The organism is Flavobacterium muglaense, assembly GCF_014305155.1.
Classification (GTDB): domain Bacteria; phylum Bacteroidota; class Bacteroidia; order Flavobacteriales; family Flavobacteriaceae; genus Flavobacterium; species Flavobacterium muglaense.
Genome location: NZ_JACRUK010000044.1, coordinates 17602 through 33796 on the forward strand (window position 1 = coordinate 17602; position 16195 = coordinate 33796).

The 16195-nt window shown below is 34.1% G+C and carries 9 protein-coding genes; 8 read left to right on the forward strand and 1 reads right to left on the reverse strand.

Going from position 1 to position 16195, the window contains the following annotated elements; all coding sequences use genetic code 11:
- Nucleotides 1–152 precede the first annotated feature (152 nt).
- Both gldJ and H8R24_RS14305 read left to right on the forward strand, forming a co-directional pair.
- Nucleotides 153–1838 (forward strand): gliding motility lipoprotein GldJ, encoded by a 1686-nt coding sequence (gene gldJ / locus H8R24_RS14300; protein ID WP_187020250.1) that lies wholly within the window; start codon nucleotides 153–155, stop codon nucleotides 1836–1838.
- Between the two features lie 68 nt (nucleotides 1839–1906).
- Complete coding sequence (locus H8R24_RS14305; RefSeq protein ID WP_187020253.1) at nucleotides 1907–3193, forward strand: UDP-N-acetylmuramoyl-tripeptide--D-alanyl-D-alanine ligase; 1287 nt, start codon at nucleotides 1907–1909, stop codon at nucleotides 3191–3193.
- Nucleotides 3194–3260: 67 nt separating this feature from the next.
- On the opposite strand, the gene H8R24_RS14310 is transcribed toward H8R24_RS14305, so the two are convergent.
- A complete protein-coding gene (locus tag H8R24_RS14310) occupies nucleotides 3261–6122 on the reverse strand; it encodes a helix-turn-helix and ligand-binding sensor domain-containing protein (RefSeq protein ID WP_187020255.1) in 2862 nt (953 codons plus the stop codon).
- Nucleotides 6123–6467: 345 nt separating this feature from the next.
- On the opposite strand from H8R24_RS14310, the gene H8R24_RS14315 reads away from it, so the two are divergent.
- The 6 genes from H8R24_RS14315 to H8R24_RS14340 all read left to right on the forward strand — a co-directional run bounded on the left by H8R24_RS14315 (nucleotide 6468) and on the right by H8R24_RS14340 (nucleotide 16059).
- Nucleotides 6468–9458: a SusC/RagA family TonB-linked outer membrane protein gene (locus tag H8R24_RS14315; protein WP_187020257.1), complete on the forward strand. Its 2991-nt coding sequence runs from the start codon at nucleotides 6468–6470 to the stop codon at nucleotides 9456–9458.
- 26 nt (nucleotides 9459–9484) lie between these two features.
- The gene (locus H8R24_RS14320; protein WP_225876827.1) at nucleotides 9485–10936 is read left to right on the forward strand and encodes a RagB/SusD family nutrient uptake outer membrane protein; all 1452 of its coding nucleotides are present in this window, start codon (nucleotides 9485–9487) and stop codon (nucleotides 10934–10936) included.
- 171 nt (nucleotides 10937–11107) lie between these two features.
- Nucleotides 11108–12535: a glycoside hydrolase family 30 protein gene (locus H8R24_RS14325; RefSeq protein WP_317172587.1), complete on the forward strand. Its 1428-nt coding sequence runs from the start codon at nucleotides 11108–11110 to the stop codon at nucleotides 12533–12535.
- Nucleotides 12536–12563: 28 nt separating this feature from the next.
- On the forward strand, nucleotides 12564–14021 hold the full coding sequence (locus H8R24_RS14330; RefSeq protein WP_187020262.1) for a glycoside hydrolase family 30 protein: 1458 nt from the start codon (nucleotides 12564–12566) through the stop codon (nucleotides 14019–14021).
- A gap of 78 nt (nucleotides 14022–14099) precedes the next feature.
- On the forward strand, nucleotides 14100–15014 hold the full coding sequence (locus H8R24_RS14335) for a sialate O-acetylesterase (protein WP_187020264.1): 915 nt from the start codon (nucleotides 14100–14102) through the stop codon (nucleotides 15012–15014).
- A gap of 289 nt (nucleotides 15015–15303) precedes the next feature.
- Nucleotides 15304–16059, forward strand: coding sequence for an NUDIX hydrolase (locus H8R24_RS14340; RefSeq protein WP_187020266.1), 756 nt, complete (start codon nucleotides 15304–15306; stop codon nucleotides 16057–16059).
- Nucleotides 16060–16195: the final 136 nt, after the last annotated feature.

Genomic DNA, 16195 nt, shown 5'->3' on the forward strand with positions numbered 1-16195 from the left:
AAAGTAAATAATAAAAAGTATAAATTTGCGTTAGTTTTCAGTATATGGTGTGATTAGGTTAATTTGCGTAACATTTTTTGAAGTAAAAAGGGAGTGTAGGTTAGTTTTAGGCATTTATATTGAGTCAGTTAAATTATTACCTTTAAATGAGTATGAAAGTAAACAAAATTATGGCATTTCGATTGATGTTATCATTGATAATGATCGTAGGTTTTGCTAGTTGTAGTAAAAAATCGAGTTCGAAAGGTGCATCACGCGCTACCGGTTGGAATGTAGATAGTAAAAAAGCCCTTAGTAATAAAAAGCAAGAAGCAGGACCAGGTTTGGTTTTTGTTGAAGGTGGTACATTTACAATGGGAAAAGTAGAGGATGATGTAATGCATGATTGGAATAATACTCCAACACAGCAGCACGTTCAATCTTTTTACATGGATGAAACAGAGGTTACAAACTTTATGTATTTAGAATATTTAGATTGGTTGAAAAGTGTTTTTCCGCCGTCTGATGAAAACTACAAACATATATATGAAGGTGCTTCACCTGATACTTTAGTTTGGAGAAATAGATTAGGTTATAATGAAACTATGACTAATAACTATTTAAGACATCCATCTTATGCTAATTACCCTGTAGTAGGTGTGAACTGGATTCAAGCTAATGAGTTTAGTAAATGGAGAACTGATCGTGTAAACGAAGCTATTTTAGAAAAAAATGGTTACTTGAAGAAAAATGCAAAAACAGACGATGTTAGTGCAGAGGCTACTTTTAGTACTGAAACCTATCTTAAAGCTCCAACTATGACTTATGGTGGGAATGAAGAGATTGTTTTAAAAGGTGGAAAAGGTGCTAGAAAAAGTCCTAAGGCAGGAAAAGATGGTACGGTTGCAGAGGCTAAAAATGTCTATGTACAACGTTCATCAGGAATCCTTTTACCAGAATACAGACTTCCTACGGAGGCAGAATGGGAATATGCTGCTGCAGCTGATGTGGGACAAAGAGAATACAATACATATAAAGGGCAAAAGAAATATCCTTGGTCAGGTACTTATACTCGCTCGGGTAAAAGACAAAACAAAGGAGATCAATTGGCTAACTTTAAACAAGGTAATGGAGATTACGGTGGTATAGCAGGTTGGTCTGATGACGGAGCTGATATTACAAACGCAGTTAAAAAATATCCTGCAAACGACTTTGGTTTATATGATATGGCTGGAAACGTGGCAGAATGGGTTGCCGATGTATACAGACCTATGATTGACAATGAAGCGAATGACTTTAACTACTTTAGAGGAAACAGATACACTAAAAATAAAATTGGTGAAGATGGTAAAGTAGAGATCGTAACACTTGCAACTATGAAAAGAGATACTTTGAGCAATGGAAAAATTATCGTGAGAAGTTATCCAGGTCAAATAGCTCAGGTTCCAGTTGATGAGAAAGAAACATACTTGAGACAGAATTTTGATAAAAGTGATAACATCAACTATAGAGATGGAGACAAACAATCTTCTCGTTTTTATAACTTTGGTTCTTCGGATTCAGATTCTCAAAGTCAAAAAGATGCTAAAAAAATGTACAACTCACCTAAGCATAATGTAACTACAGACAGTTTAGGATTGATGGTTAGGAAATATGATAACTCAAGTAAAAGAACAACATTGATAAACGACGAAGTTAGAGTTTACAAAGGGGGTTCTTGGAGAGATAGAGCATATTGGTTAGATCCAGCTCAAAGAAGATATTTTCCACAAGATATGGCTACAGATTACATCGGATTTAGATGTGCAATGTCTAGAGTAGGTCCAAAGTCTGACAGAAAAAAATCAGCAAGAAATTAATTTTCACACACAATTATATAAATATAAGCCCTTTCATTAGGGCTTTTATTTTGTCTAAATTTTATTATATGGATATCAAATACATTCATAGTTTATTTTTAAAATGCAGTTCGGTTTCAATTGATACACGAAAAATTGAAGCTGATTCTTTGTTTGTCGCTATTAAAGGAGAGCGATTTGACGCCAATACATTTGCTAACGAAGCTTTGAGTAAAGGAGCTTCGTATGTGATTATTGATGATCAATCGTATTTTATAGATGAGCGCACCATTGTTGTGAATGACAGTTTAGAAGCTTTGCAGGAATTAGCAAAATACCATAGAAATTATTTGAAGCTTCCTATAATAGCTCTTACGGGTAGTAATGGTAAAACAACCACGAAGGAATTGATCCATGTAGTACTGGCAAAAAAATACAATACAAAGGCTACTGTAGGGAACTATAATAATCATATTGGTGTGCCGTTGACTTTGTTGTCGTTCAATTCAGAAACGGAAATTGGTATTGTAGAAATGGGAGCCAATCATAAAAAAGAAATAGCTTTTCTCTGTGAGTTAGCTACGCCAGATTTTGGCTATATTACTAATTTTGGAAAAGCGCATTTAGAGGGTTTTGGCGGTGTACAAGGTGTGATAGAAGGCAAAAGTGAAATGTATCAATACTTGTCTAAAAATGATAAATTAGCATTTGTGAATCACGATGATCCAATCCAGGTTGAAAAAACCAAGGATTTAAAAACATATTCGTTCGGAATTAATAATTTGACTGCATCGGTGAATATAACTGGTGTAAAAGCAAATCCATTAGTTGAAACTATTTATGGAGATGTTGCTATCAAGTCGCATTTAATTGGTTTGTATAATGCCAATAATTTAAATGCAGCTTTGACCATAGGGCGATATTTTGAAGTAGACACGGCTTTGATTAAAGAAGCTTTAGAAGGATATGTTCCAGAGAATAATAGATCACAGCTTTTAACAAAAGGGAGTAATGAAATTATTCTGGATGCATATAATGCTAATCCAAGCAGTATGGCCGTCGCTATTTCTAATTTTTTACAGTTGGAAAAGGATAACAAAATTATGATTTTGGGAGATATGTTTGAGTTAGGAGAGGAAAGTGTACAGGAGCACAAAGCCTTAGTGGAGTCAGTTGCTCTTGAGAAAGATGTGCAATGTTATTTTGTAGGTGCTGCTTTTTATCAAGTAGGCATTGTTAAGGATCACTTTTCGTTCTTCAATACATTTGAAGATTTTTCAAATCATCTCAAAGCAACTTTGATTAAAAATAGTACGCTTTTGATAAAGGGGTCTAGAGGAATGGCTTTAGAACGATCTTTAGAGTTTTTGACATAAATAAATTCTTATTTTGATTATAAAAAAGCATATTACATAAGCTGTAATATGCTTTTTTTAGTTGTGGCTATATGCTCATCAAATATCCTGTTAGGTCTTCCTTTTTATGGAGTTCAAATTTTTTGCGTAAGCGATAACGTGCTACTTCTACGCCTCCATTAGAAATGTTCATGATTTCAGCAATCTCTTTTGTAGACATATTCATTAGTAAGTAAGTAGATAAATCTAGTTCACGTGGTGAGATGGTTGGGTGTTTTTCTTTTAATCTTTTAAGGAAATCAAAGTGAACATTCTTGATGTGTTTTTCAAGATCCTTCCAGCTTTTATCTGTATTTACTTCTCTTACAATGCTTTTATTTAGTTTGTTAAATTGAAACTTGGTCGAATCATCCAGTGATTCTATATTAATTTCTTTTAGTTTATGGATAATTCCGTTCAATACTTTGTTTTTCTTAACAACCTGTAAGGTATTTATAACCAGTTCTTTGTCTTTTGAAAGGATTTTGGTTTGCAGGTTGTCATTTTTAAGTCTTTCAATTTCTTTTTCTAGATCAAATTGTGCTTTTTGTATTTGTGTCTCTTTCTCTAGATATTGTCTTCGCAGTTCAACTGTTTCGTAATATTTGTTTTTTCGAATTTTTCTTTGAATTCTATTTCGAATAAAATATGTTATTGCTATGATCAGTAAAATATAACAAAAATAGGCTATGAAATGTCTGTACCAAGGTGGTGATATTGTGAAGTTTACTTGTTTAACATCAGATTGTATCCCATAGCTATTTCTTGCTTTAAGATTCATTGTATAGTGTCCTTCCCGTAAGTTTGTGTACTCTTTAATGGTGATAGGAGACCAGTTGCTCCATTTGTCATCGAAGCCTTCTAATTGATATGAAAATTCAATATTATCTATGTGCTCATAACTTGGAGAAGAAAATGTAAAATTAACTCGATTCGATGTATACGGAACTTTTGTTTTTGTATAGGTGGTTTTACCATTGCCATATACTAATGTGTCACCAGGAAATGAGATACTTCGAATAAAAGCAATAGGTTTAGAGCTTGAATTGTTTGGGAGTTTGGAGTTGTAATGTGCTAATCCATTTGTCTGACCGATAAATATGTTTTGTGGGTCGATAGCGTTAACCGATAAATAGTTATTGACTAAATTGCCCGTTAAGTTAGAGAAGGGTGTGACAATGTTTTTATATTGGCTTGCATTTTGTTTAGCTAATACACCTAAAGATTCATTAAATAGGTACCAAATATTACCTAAGGCATCTTGGGTGGTTGCGTAAATTTTGGGTAGATCTTTGAATAAAAGAGACATTCTATTGTCTTTATAAAACAAATCTTGATCTTGAGAGTATTTGTAAAAAACATTATTGGTTTGAAAATAGACTGTATTGTTGATGGTTTGAATACTACCAATTCCTTTAGTCATTTTTGAAATGTTAGGATAGGTTTTTATAAGATCGAATTTTTTTAAGTCATCAGAAAGAGTCATTTGATATATTACATCATCTTTTTTTAACCATAGATACGAATCATCTATATCAAATGCGCTCGAAGGTTTCTCGAAGCCTGTAATTTGATTGCGGTATTCTAGTCCCTTTGATGTTTTTTCAAAAATTGCAAATCCATTGTAATTAGCGCCAATAATAAAATTGGGTTTGTTAGGAATTTTTTTAAAGCCGAAATATCCTTTTGTGTCAAGTACTTTAATGGACTGATCGTTGTTAATGAGCATGGCGCCATTGTTGTTTCCGCAAATTAGTTGCCCATCAATCACTTGAATATTCCAAGCTTGTCCGGTTGTTTTTTCTAGTAAAGAAAAACTTTCTTCTCTAAAAGGTAGATGCCATTTACTGAAAAATACTCCTTGATTTGTGGCAACATAAAGGTTTCCATTAAAGACTATAGATGCATAAACAGTACTGAGGTCATAATTGTATCCAAAATAGGTGATAGGTGAGTTCTCGTTGATAAAGGCAATTCCATCGTCTAGGCCAAGCCAAAGATTGTTTTTGTGGTCTATAAACGAAGTTAGCACAGTATTGTTTTGAAGTCCTTTCTTCCGGTTGATATGTTGAATTATTTTTCCGTTGCTATCGCAAATGATAATTCCGTTTAATACCGAATTGAGAACTATAAACTTGTCTTTGATGGTCACGCCTCCTAATGAACTGTTTTTTTTGATAAAAGCATTTGCATCGGTGTTCCAAGTTGTTATTTTACCTTGGTTGTACACAAAAAGACCTTTGTTTAATGTAGCGATAAGCAATTGGTTATCTGGTAATGAGAACATGCCCCATATTTCGCTACTGTTGAAAAAGGTGGTGCCTGGTAATGGGGTTAATTTTCCATTTTTGTATTCAACTAGTCCGGTTGAAACGTCTTGTAAATAAAGATGATTTTTTACTTGAAAAGAAAATTGAAATCGACTGGGTGCTTCTAGTATTTTTAATTGATTGTTTTTGTAAATGTAGATGTTAGCAAAAGATTGAAAAATAACCTCGTCTTTATAGATGTGAATTTTCCAAATGAAATCAATCACTTTCTTTTTACTAACTTTTTTTGATAAGGATGTGTATAGTAGCTTGCCTTGTTGGTTTGGTTTGTAATATCCAAATTCGCTGTATCCTCCAATAAAGATTGTTCCATTAGTGTCAATTTTTATGGCTCGAGTATCAGGCGCATTTGGTAAAGTGTATTTGCGCCATGTTGAACCATCAAATTGAAATAAGCCATTGTTGTTGGCAAAATAGATATTTCCGTTTTCATCTTGGTCGATATTCCAGTTCTGTGTCCCCCCCTTATAATCGGTTTTTTTATAGTTTTTTATTTCTGGTAACCCTATGTTTTTTACTTGACCGATGAGAGACGTTGAAAATAGAATTAGTGCTAATATTTTGAGTTGTAAGTGGGTCATAGTAAATTCAAAAAGTATTGATTTGACTTGTTTGTGGAAATCTATTTTTGCTTTGCGCGTGGTGGCTAATTAATTGATTTTTTTTAGTAAAAATGGTTTCAAGAGCTAATTTACTGGTTTTTTAGTTGTGTATGGTTTGGATTTTAATAAAACGTTTTCGTTTATAACATTATTTTATTTTTAAGTTATTGTTTTATAGTGTTTTATGATTTATTTGTTTGGTTTTTGTTAAGTTCTAAAATTAGCTTTGTATTGTTTTTGTAATTTTTTTTCGATACTGATTTCAAGAAAATAGTTTTATAATTGCAGTAAATTACCAAATAATTAACCAAAATTTTTAGAAAAATGAAATTAAATAAATCACTTATTTTTTGTTTTTTGTCTGTTCTATTCGCAGTTTATGGACAAGCACAAGAAGTCTCCATTAAAGGAAAAGTAATAGACGAGAACGGATTGCCGATTCCAGGAGTAACTATTTTAACAAAGGGTAGTTCTAAAGCAACCGCTTCTGATATGGATGGCGCATACCAAATTAAAGCGGCCTCAAATGGTACTTTAGTTTTTAGCTATATTGGCTATGCATCTGTAAAGGAAAATATAAATGGGAGAACGGTTATTAATGTAAGTCTACATAGTGAGTCACAATCCCTGCAGGAGGTTGTTATTAATGTTGGGTATGGAACTCAAAAAAAGAAAAACGTAACAAATGCTATCGCTACTATAAAAGCGGGTGCATTTGAAGATCGTCCTATTTTAAATGTTGCTCAGGCAATACAAGGAAATGCAGCAGGAGTAAACGTAGTTCAAACTTCTGGAAAACCAGGGGCTAGTTTTGATGTAAGGATCAGGGGGCTTAGTTCTATCAATTCTGAAAATTCACCTTTGTACGTTGTAGACGGGATTCAGACTAAAGATATTTCAGGTTTAAATACTGAAGACATTGTGGATTTGTCTATTTTAAAAGATGCTACTGCAACCGCTATTTATGGAGTTAACGGATCGTCTGGAGTCGTTATTATAACAACTAAAAAAGGAAAATCAAATACTAATGATTTTCAATTTAGTTCCTATTTAGGGTTTTCAAAAGCAGTTAGTAATGTAGATGTACTGAATTTAACGGATTATAAAACATTAGTAAATGAAATTAATCCAAGTTATTTGACAACTGCCAATGATGTAAAGTACACAGGGATAAATACCAATTGGCAAGACGAAATTTTGAGAACGGGTATTGATCAAAATTATAATTTCTCTTATGCTGGGGGAACCGAAAAAGTAAAATTCTATAGTGCTTTAGGGTATCAGGTGACTGAAGGAATCATAAATCCATCAAAATACAACCGTTTTTCTGGAAAAATTAATGTGAATGCTAATCTTCTTTCTTGGTTGAAGACGGATGTGAGTTTCAATATTATTCAATCAGACGGTTCTTATATTAGTGATAATAATAGCGTTGGGCAGGGTGGTGCCGTTATGAGTGCTTTAGTAACTCCTGCTTTCTTACCTACTTGGGGGGCGCAATTAAATGTTAGAGAAACAAATGCTGATGGCTCATATAAAGACGGCTATAAAGACGGGCAATATGCCGAAAATCCATACCAGTCTGGTTGGGAAAATCCAGTTTCATTATTGTCAAGGCAAAACAAAACGGCTGTTAATAGGTATTTAAGTAGTATTAGTTTTGATGTTTCTATTTTGCCTAATTTGGTTTGGAAACCAATGGTTTCTTTTGATTTTACAAAGTCAGATAATATTCAATTTGTAGATCCATTTAGTAATGTGTATGGTAGAAATGGTGATAATAATCCTAGTTCTGTTAAAGGTAGAGGAAGTAATACAGTTGATAGAAATAATAATTTAAATTTTGAAAATACTTTAAATTACCAATTGAAATTTGATAGCTCAGATTTAAATTTATTAGGGGGTATTTCGATGCAAAGTAATAAATATACTAAAGAAGCGAATTCTGGAACTGGTTTTTCTGTAGATCAAAGAAGTTACGACTATAGTATTGCCCAAAATCAATTTTTCGAAAATAGAGAAACAGATGTAAGAAGTCTGTCTTATTTTGGTAGAGCAACTTACTCTTTAAAAAATAAATACATTGTCAATGCTGTGTTTAGACAAAGTGGAGCTTCGCAACTTTCAGCTGACAATAAATGGGGCTTTTTTCCGGCGGTCTCTGCCGCTTGGATTGTTTCTAATGAGGATTTCTTGAAAGAAGTGAGCGCTATTAGCGAGTTAAAACTTAGAGGAGGTTGGGGAAAAACAGGTAATCTATCTGGGTTGCCAGCATATTCTAGTTTTGATTTGAATTATACTAATCCTTTGACAAATACTACAACATTGGATCAAATAGGGAACCCGGATTTAAAATGGGAAACAACTACTGATGTCAACTTGGGGCTAGATTTAGGTTTGCTTAAAAACAGAATTAAATTCACAGCGGATATTTATAAAAAGAATACTAAAGACTTGCTTCAAATTATTTACTTCCCGGGTTTTTCAAAACCGTATTACTACAATGCTGGAGAGATAGAAAACAAAGGATTGGAATTGGGATTTAATACAGTAAACTTAACAGGTGATTTTAAATGGAATTCTAATTTTAATATTTCTTTCAATACAAACAAAGTGGTTCAATTGGGTTTGCTTAAAAAATTACCATTTCAAAATTTAACGTCGGTTGGTGAAAGTGTAATTCTATTGACAGAAGGAAGTTCTTTAGGCAGTTTTTACGGGTATAAAGTGGATAAAGTAGATGCCGCAACTGGAGAATTATTGTATAAAGATACCAATGAAGATGGTGTGATTACGCCGAATGATAGAACTAATATAGGAAACCCTAATCCAAATTACACCTTTGGCTTTAGCAATGATTTTAAATATAAAGGATTCAGTTTAGATGCTTTGATTACGGGTTCACAAGGTGGCGCTATTTTTAATGCTTCAAGAATGGATTTAACTTTGATGAATAATTATAACAATCAATCGACGGAAGTGTTGAATAGATGGACTACAGTAGGTCAAGTTACGGATGTTCCTAAAGCGAATGAGGCAAGCGCTTTGCATGTCTCTGATCGATTTGTAGAAGACGGTTCTTATGTACGATTAAAAGCAGTTACATTGGGTTATACATTTAAATTGGAGAAGTTGAAATTAAACGCTGTAAAATTATATGTAACTGGACAAAACCTATATATAATTACTAATTATAAAGGTTTTGACCCAGAAGTTGGAGCTTTTAACAATGCTTCGGGTATTGGTCAAGGTATAGATTTAGGAACATATCCTCAAGTTAAAACATTTATTTTTGGACTAAAAGCCAATTTTTAATACTAAAATATAAATACGATATAGTTATGAAATTATTTAAAAATTATTTTAAGATTTGTACAGCATTGATGGTGTTGTTTTTCTCATCTTGCTCAAATTATTTGGATACAGAACCAATTACAGAAGAAGCTACTTCTCTTAATAATGGTATAGTGATACAAGATGCTGCGGCTGCAGAATCGAGAATGAACGCAGTGTATGGTACTTTTGGTTCTGGGTATTGGCAATTGGATTATTTCTTGATTGGAGATGGTCAGTCGGACAATGCATATATGGGTGCAGATAATCCTGCCATTTTTCAATATGAAACCTATCAAATGTTGTCTACAAATTCACAAATGAAAGGCGATTGGAATGACCTTTACAATAATATTAATACTTGTAATATTGTGATCAATTATGTAGATCAAGCTACGGATTTAAGTACAACCCGAAAAAATGAAATGATAGGTGAGGCATCTTTGATTAGAGCACTAAATCATTTTCAAGCGGTTCAGTTATGGGGCGACTGTCCTATTGCTAAAGAAGCTATTTTTTCAATTTCAAGCGCTAATTTTGATAGTGCCTTTAATGAGCTATTCCCCGCTAGAAAACCAATTGATGAAGTGTATGCTCAAATTATAGCTGACTGTCAGGTAGCTATTGAAAAAGCACCTGCTGCATCTAATAAATTCAAAGCAAATAAGATGGCGGCTAATGCGCTTTTAGCAAAAGTATATGCTACAATGCCTAATCCTGATTGGACAAAAGTAAATCAGTATTGCGATGTGGTTATCGGTGGTGGATACACGCTTTTACCTACATTTGATCATCTTTTTGATAGTGCTCACGAAGGAAATGCAGAGTCTATTTGGGAAATAAATGGGGATGGATGGAGTAGTCCAATAGGTGCTTGGAGTACTTTTATGTTTTTAGGAACAGATTGGAAGAAATTTAATGCGCCTTCTCATACTTTAATTCAATCTTTTACGTCAAATGGAGACACGCAAAGATTAACATCTACTGTTACTAGAGAAAATGTGGGTTGGTCTGATGCCTATTGGTCTTCGACAAATTATCCGTTTGCATACAAAATGAGAGATACTGATGGGAAGCAAAACTATTATATCGCTCGTTTAGCCGATATCTTATTGTTGAAAGCAGAAGCTTTGGCTAGCACAGGAGATGTGGCTGGGGCAATGACTCAAGTTAATAGAGTAAGAGCAAGAGTGGGTATTGCAGCCATTACTGTTGCAACGCAATCTGATGCAGTAAATGCAATTCTTCAAGAACGATTAATGGAGTTGGCTTTCGAAGGTGATCGTTGGTTTGATTTGAAAAGAATGGGTAAAGCTATTGAATTGTTATCGCAACAAAAAGATGGTAACGGAAATGTGTTGCCTTTCGCAAGCAATATTAATCAAAATAGGCTTTTATGGCCTATTCCGCAAGATAAATTAGATGCTAATGGTCAATTAGTTCAAAATCCAGGATACTAGTAGTATTCTTTAATCCATCAATAAGAGCGATTTCGTGAACAATGAAATTAAGTTTTAGCTCTTGTTGGTGGATTTTATTTAAATTTATAAAAAGTATTTAATCATGAAAATTACAAGTATTTTGATCTACAAGGTATTTTGTATTGAGAAAACAAAGCTATTATGCGTAGTATGATGAAGAATTTATGTGTTGTTACGGTATTGATCGTATTGTGGAGTTGTTCCTCGACTACTAATACAGTGGCTGAAACAGGGGTCTGTGGAGCTTCGTCTCAAATGGATTTTTGGTTGACAAAAGGCAATGAGAGTGTGAAACTTGAAAAGCAATCTTCTATCCTAGGTTTTGGTTCTGTGTCGAATGATTTTTCGAATATAGAAGTTGACGATTCTAAAATATTTCAAACAATTGACGGTTTTGGTTATACGCTAACGGGCGGTAGTGCTCAAGTCATAAATCAGTTAAATACGCAAAAGCGAAAAGAGTTATTGAAAGAATTATTTGGTACGGGTCAAAATGAAATATCGGTAAGTTATGTTCGAATTAGTATTGGTGCTTCCGATTTGGACGCTATGCCTTTTTCATACAACGATTTGCCAACAGGTGAAACAGATGTAAATTTGGAGAAATTTAATTTAGCATCGAATAAGGGAGATGTGATTCCGATGTTAAAAGAAATACTAGCAATCAATCCTGCTATTAAAATAATTGCTACTCCTTGGTCGCCACCAATTTGGATGAAGGATAATAGCAGTTTTGTAGGAGGGAGCTTAAATGGGCAATATTACGGGGTTTATGCACAGTATTTTGTAAAATACATTCAGCAAATGAAAGCCGAAGGAATTACAATCGATGCTGTAACTCCTCAAAATGAGCCTTTGCACCCAGGTAATAATCCTAGTCTTTTGATGACTGCAGCTCAACAAGCCGATTTTATTAAAAATCATTTAGGGCCTGCTTTTCAACTAGCCAATTTAAAAACTAAAATCATTACTTATGATCATAATTGTGATAAACCAGAATATCCCTTAGCGCTGTTAAATGATGCAGGAGCATATCCGTTTATTGATGGTTCGGCATTTCATTTGTATGCAGGTGACATCGGTGCTTTATCAATAGTGCATGATTCGTATCCGAATAAGAATGTGTATTTTACAGAACAGTACACATCTGATACAGGTAGTTTTGAAGGGGATTTAAAATGGCATGTCAAGAATGTTGTGATAGGCTCGATGCGCAATTGGAGTAAAATTGCTTTAGAATGGAATTTGGCTACCAATGCATCATTTGGACCAAACACAGCGGGTGGGTGTACGACCTGTAAAGGTGCTTTGACTATTGAAAGCAGTGATAGATTTACGCGAAATGTAGCGTATTATATTATTGCTCATGCATCAAAGTTTGTGCCTGCTGGTTCTGTTCGAATTTCGAGTAACTTAATTGGGAATTTACAGAATGTTGCTTTTAAAACTCCTGATGGGAAAAAAGTTTTGATTGTAGAAAATGATGGTGATACAGCCGAAAAATTTAATATCAAAGACAAGGACAATTGGTTTCTCGTTTCGTTAGAGGCGGGTTCTGTGGGGACCTATATTTGGTAAATATAATAATAAAATTGAATTTAAAATTATGAAAATAACTCCAATAGCAACACTCTTAATGATCTCTTCTTTTGCTTTTTCTCAGCAAAAAAAGGTAGTAGAATCGAACTCATTTTTGACAAAAAACAAGAGTATAGCGGTATATACTACTGCAGATAGTACCAATTTAAGATTGACTAAAACAGATGTTTTGAGTTTTGTTCCGTCAAAGCAGCCATTAGAAGTTGAAGTTTCGGTTTTTGTGGCGCCTGATAAAACGTATCAGAAATTTATGGGAATTGGTGGAGCTATTACGGATGCTAGTGCCGAGGTTTTTGCAAAATTACCAAAAGACAAGCAAAACGAGTTAATGAATGCTTACTACGATAAAGAGAAAGGTATTGGCTATTCGTTGTTAAGAACTACAATTCACAGTTCTGATTTTAGCACCGGAAGCTATACTTATATTAAAGAGGGGGATAAGGACTTAACAACTTTTAGTATTGAGCATGATCGTCAATACCGAATCCCAATGATTAAAGAGGCAATCAAAACAGCGGGAGGAAGTCTGCTGCTGTATGCATCGCCTTGGAGTCCGCCAGCATTCATGAAAAATACTAATAATATGCTAAAAGGAGGTGTCTTGCTTCCAGAATTCTATCAAACTTGGGCGAGTTATTATGTAAAATTTATAAAAGCTTACGAAAAAGAAGGTATGCCTATATGGGGTCTTACTATTCAAAATGAACCCATGGCTACTCAGGTTTGGGAGTCTTGTATTTATAGCGCCGAAGCAGAAAGAGATTTTCTGAAAAATTTCTTAGGGCCGACGCTTAAAAAAGAAGGTTTAGGAGATAAGAAAATTGTAGTCTGGGATCACAATCGGGATTTGATGGGGAACAGAGCGAATACTATTTTTTCTGACCCAGAAGCTTCAAAATATGCTTGGGGAATAGGTTTTCACTGGTATGAAAATTGGTCAGGTGGTAGTCCGATGTTTGAAAATGTTAGAAAAGTGCAGGAGGCGTTTCCATCGAAAAACATATTGTTTACAGAAGGTTGTGTAGAAAAATTTGATGCTCAAAAATATCAATTCTGGGCAAATGGAGAACGATATGGTACGTCTATGATTAATGATTTTAATAATGGAACTGTTGGTTGGACAGATTGGAATATTCTTTTAGACCAGAATGGAGGTCCAAATCATGTGGGAAATTTTTGTTTTGCCCCAATCCATGCTAATACTGATACTGGAGATTTAATTTACACGCCGAGTTATTATTATATTGGTCATTTTTCAAAATTTATTCGCAAAGATGCTAGAAGAGTTAGTAGCTCGGTAAGCAGAAGTGATTTGTTAAGTACTTCATTTCTTAATGTAGACGGAAAAGTGGTCACAGTTGTGATGAACCAAACAAATAAAAAAGTGACTTATAATTTAATTATAGGCGCAGAGCGATCAGTTGTGGTTATTCCGGCCCATGCCATTCAAACATTGGTGTATTAGTAGTGATAATTAGTGTTGGCCTTCTAATTGTGTGTTAGCTTGGTTTTGCTCCGTTTTTAATTATTTAAGATTTATAGTATGAAGTCTATTGTGTGGTTTATTGTGGCGCCTTTTATGCTTTTCGCGCAACCAAAAAAAGATAGTATAAGAGTGTTTTATTTAGGAGGTCAATCAAATATGGAAGGATTTGGCTATGTGAAAGAGTTGCCAGCAAACCTAAATAAAATAAACAAAAATGTTTTTATTTACCAAGGTAATCCAACTGTCGATAATGATGATAAGGGTGGTTTGGGTAAGTGGGATTTTTTAAAGCCGGGGCATGGAACTGGGTTCTCTTCTGATGGAAAGGAAAACAAACTTTCAGATCGATTTGGTATAGAGCTTTCTTTAGCTCAAAAGTTGCAGGAATTGTATCCAAACGAAAAGTTGGCTTTTATAAAATATGCGAGAAATGGCTCTTCTATTGATAGTGTAGGAACAACTAGTTTTGGTGCTTGGGAACCAGATTTTACAGGAGGAAAAGGAATGAATCAATACGACTATTTTCTTAAAACTGTTAATAATGCAATGGCTGTAAAAGATATCAACGGTGATGGAATTGAGGATGTTTTGATCCCAACAGGTATACTGTGGATGCAAGGTGAAAGTGATGCTGATAAAACAGAGACGATCGCTAATCAGTATTATTTCAATTTAAAAAGGTTAATGGATTTGATGCGTGCTAGTTTTCGAAACAATAATTTGCCAATTGTAATAGGTAAAATATCCGATTCTGGCGACGATCAAGATGGTAAAGTTTGGCCTTTTGGTGAGTTGGTGCAATACGCACAAGAGAAATTTGCGAGCAAGGAACCACATGTGAAAATTGTCAGAAGCACAAGCTCTTATGATTATACGGATAGGTACCACTATAAAAGTACTGGGTATATTGATCTAGGAAAAGAATTTGCTAAATCTATTTTTCTTTTGAATACTGAGAAAGTCAAGATGTAGATCTTCGTGGTTTTGTACATATTAATAGTTTTGTTTCCCGTTTTTTATAAATAGTGACTCGTTTGTTTGGGTGTATCGATCTGCGTTATAGAAAATGGTTTTCTTTGTCTCCTTTATTTTTGCAGTATCTTCCTGTTTTTTTATAGTGTTTTTTGTATCATCAGGCTTAATTATTTGGTGTCCTTACAGCAAGTCTTATTGTAGCAATTTTTTTATTTTTAGTTTAAAATAAAAAACTAAATTGCGCAAGTAGAATATGTAACGATATGATTAGTAGTAGGAGAGCAAAATGATAAAAACTGTTTTAGAAAATAAAGAAAAGTACCAGCCTGGTCTGTCTATTGATTGTGTAATTTTTGGTTTTCACGACAACCAACTGAAGGTTTTATTGATGAAAACGCGATACGATGATAGCTGGTCGTTGCCAGGTGGTTTTGTTCCGGTTGATCAAGATATAGATCAGGCCGCTACAACGGTCTTGCGCAATAGAACTGGTTTGGATGGTATCTTTTTGAGGCAGTTCTCAACCTTTGGTAGAGTAGGTAGGAATAGCGCTAATTTAAGTAAGGTAGTTTTGGATTTTTATGGTATTACAGAAGAAGAAGGACTTTGGTATTCCAGTCGTTTTGTTACGGTGGGTTACTATGCGTTAGTTGACTTTTTTAAGTCAGCTCCTGCTTCAGATGGAAAAAGTGGTTATGCAGAGTGGGTGGATCATAATGATGTGCCTAATCTAATAATAGATCACAAAGAAATTTTGGACAAAGCTTTAGAAACGCTTCGCATGGAGTTGAATCAAGTGCCAGTGGGATATAATTTACTTCCAGAGAAATTTACGGTTCCAGAGTTGCAAAAACTATATGAAACCATTTTGGGGAAGAGTTTGGATAGAAGAAACTTTCTTCGAAAAATTACGGCTATAGGAATCTTGGAGAAATTAGATGAGAAAAAATCTAACGTAGCTTATAAAGCGCCAAACTTGTATCGGTTTGATCTAGAAAAATATGAGGAGGTTCTTAAAAACGGAATTACTCAGGGGTGGTGACCTTTGAGTATTTTTTTTATTTTTTGGGCATAAAAAAACTCCATTATTTCTAATGGAGTTTTTGTGGGCGATGAGGGATTAGAACTTAATCTCTAATACGCTGATATATAATAAAATATACTAGTCTAAAACATAA

Bases quoted from the DNA above. Each gene is read 5' to 3' on its own strand.
- gldJ (WP_187020250.1), top strand. From the start codon at position 153: ATGAAAGTAAACAAAATTATGGCATTTCGATTGATGTTATCATTGATA.
- H8R24_RS14305 (WP_187020253.1), top strand. From the start codon at position 1,907: ATGGATATCAAATACATTCATAGTTTATTTTTAAAATGCAGTTCGGTT.
- H8R24_RS14310 (WP_187020255.1), bottom strand. From the start codon at position 6,122: ATGACCCACTTACAACTCAAAATATTAGCACTAATTCTATTTTCAACG.
- H8R24_RS14315 (WP_187020257.1), top strand. From the start codon at position 6,468: ATGAAATTAAATAAATCACTTATTTTTTGTTTTTTGTCTGTTCTATTC.
- H8R24_RS14320 (WP_225876827.1), top strand. From the start codon at position 9,485: ATGAAATTATTTAAAAATTATTTTAAGATTTGTACAGCATTGATGGTG.
- H8R24_RS14325 (WP_317172587.1), top strand. From the start codon at position 11,108: ATGATGAAGAATTTATGTGTTGTTACGGTATTGATCGTATTGTGGAGT.
- H8R24_RS14330 (WP_187020262.1), top strand. From the start codon at position 12,564: ATGAAAATAACTCCAATAGCAACACTCTTAATGATCTCTTCTTTTGCT.
- H8R24_RS14335 (WP_187020264.1), top strand. From the start codon at position 14,100: ATGAAGTCTATTGTGTGGTTTATTGTGGCGCCTTTTATGCTTTTCGCG.
- H8R24_RS14340 (WP_187020266.1), top strand. From the start codon at position 15,304: ATGATAAAAACTGTTTTAGAAAATAAAGAAAAGTACCAGCCTGGTCTG.